The sequence below is a fragment of the Halalkalibacterium ligniniphilum genome, assembly GCF_000334155.1.
GTDB classification, from domain to species: Bacteria; Bacillota; Bacilli; order Bacillales; family Bacillaceae_D; genus Halalkalibacterium; species Halalkalibacterium ligniniphilum.
The window spans coordinates 1-1,448 of record NZ_ANNK01000160.1; the positions used below are offsets into that span (position 1 = coordinate 1).

Genomic DNA, 1,448 nt, shown 5'->3' on the forward strand with positions numbered 1-1,448 from the left:
AAATTTGATTCGCGGGTGTGGCGGAATTGGCAGACGCGCTAGACTTAGGATCTAGTGTCTTATGACGTGGGGGTTCAAGTCCCTTCACCCGCACTTTGAATTTTTAGAGTGATGAAAACTGAAGCGGTTGTGGCGGAATGGCAGACGCGCTAGACTTAGGATCTAGTGTCTTATGACGTGGGGGTTCAAGTCCCTTCACCCGCACTTTGAATTTTTAGAGTGATGAAAACTGAAGCGGTTGTGGCGGAATGGCAGACGCGCTAGACTTAGGATCTAGTGTCTTATGACGTGGGGGTTCAAGTCCCTTCACCCGCACTTTGAATTTTTAGAGTGATGAAAACTGAAGCGGTTGTGGCGGAATGGCAGACGCGCTAGACTTAGGATCTAGTGTCTTATGACGTGGGGGTTCAAGTCCCTTCACCCGCACTTTGAATTTTTAGAGTGATGAAAACTGAAGCGGTTGTGGCGGAATGGCAGACGCGCTAGACTTAGGATCTAGTGTCTTATGACGTGGGGGTTCAAGTCCCTTCACCCGCACTTTGAATTTTTAGAGTGATGAAAACTGAAGCGGTTGTGGCGGAATGGCAGACGCGCTAGACTTAGGATCTAGTGTCTTATGACGTGGGGGTTCAAGTCCCTTCACCCGCACTTTGAATTTTTAGAGTGATGAAAACTGAAGCGGTTGTGGCGGAATGGCAGACGCGCTAGACTTAGGATCTAGTGTCTTATGACGTGGGGGTTCAAGTCCCTTCACCCGCACTTTGAATTTTTAGAGTGATGAAAACTGAAGCGGTTGTGGCGGAATGGCAGACGCGCTAGGTTGAGGGCCTAGTGGGGGTTGACCCCGTGGAGGTTCGAGTCCTCTCAACCGCACCATATATAAGCGCCCGTAGCTCAATTGGATAGAGCGTTTGACTACGGATCAAAAGGTTAGGGGTTCGACTCCTCTCGGGCGCGCCATTTGTTTTTAGGTTTGAATTATTGATTTTAATAATGAATTTCCAAGAAGTTGATGACGAAATTCGCTTCTTATTTTGAAAATATAACGGGAAGTAGCTCAGCTTGGCAGAGCACTTGGTTTGGGACCAAGGGGTCGCAGGTTCAAATCCTGTCTTCCCGACCATTTTGCGGGTGTAGTTTAGTGGTAAAACCTCAGCCTTCCAAGCTGATGTCGTGGGTTCGATTCCCATCACCCGCTCCAGATTTTATTGTTTGGTGGGTAGGTTTTTTTATACCTAAAACTGGGCCTGTAGCTCAGCTGGTTAGAGCGCACGCCTGATAAGCGTGAGGTCGGTGGTTCAAGTCCACTCAGGCCCACCATATTTTTTTGAAAAAAGTTGTTGACGGAACGATAGATTATATGATATATTAATCTAGTCGCCAAAAACGACAAGCAGTTCTTTGAAAACTGAACAAAAGCCAAGCGTAATAAGAGATACAAGGTATCT

12 tRNA genes are annotated in these 1,448 nt (G+C 47.2%); all 12 read left to right on the forward strand.

The window, feature by feature from the left end:
- Positions 1-11 precede the first annotated feature (11 nt).
- The 12 genes from BLT_RS0119470 to BLT_RS0119525 all read left to right on the forward strand — a co-directional run bounded on the left by BLT_RS0119470 (position 12) and on the right by BLT_RS0119525 (position 1,320).
- A tRNA-Leu gene (locus BLT_RS0119470) sits at positions 12-93 on the forward strand.
- Between the two features lie 30 nt (positions 94-123).
- Positions 124-204: transfer RNA gene (locus BLT_RS0119475), tRNA-Leu, on the forward strand.
- Between the two features lie 30 nt (positions 205-234).
- Positions 235-315 (forward strand) — tRNA-Leu (locus BLT_RS0119480).
- Positions 316-345: 30 nt separating this feature from the next.
- Positions 346-426: transfer RNA gene (locus tag BLT_RS0119485), tRNA-Leu, on the forward strand.
- A 30-nt stretch (positions 427-456) separates the two neighbouring features.
- Positions 457-537: transfer RNA gene (locus tag BLT_RS0119490), tRNA-Leu, on the forward strand.
- 30 nt (positions 538-567) lie between these two features.
- A tRNA-Leu gene (locus BLT_RS0119495) sits at positions 568-648 on the forward strand.
- A 30-nt stretch (positions 649-678) separates the two neighbouring features.
- Positions 679-759: transfer RNA gene (locus BLT_RS0119500), tRNA-Leu, on the forward strand.
- Between the two features lie 30 nt (positions 760-789).
- Positions 790-876: transfer RNA gene (locus tag BLT_RS0119505), tRNA-Leu, on the forward strand.
- A 7-nt stretch (positions 877-883) separates the two neighbouring features.
- A tRNA-Arg gene (locus BLT_RS0119510) sits at positions 884-960 on the forward strand.
- Between the two features lie 86 nt (positions 961-1,046).
- A tRNA-Pro gene (locus BLT_RS0119515) sits at positions 1,047-1,123 on the forward strand.
- A gap of 4 nt (positions 1,124-1,127) precedes the next feature.
- Positions 1,128-1,201, forward strand: a tRNA-Gly gene (locus tag BLT_RS0119520).
- Positions 1,202-1,243: 42 nt separating this feature from the next.
- A tRNA-Ile gene (locus tag BLT_RS0119525) sits at positions 1,244-1,320 on the forward strand.
- The last annotated feature ends 128 nt before the right edge of the window (positions 1,321-1,448 follow it).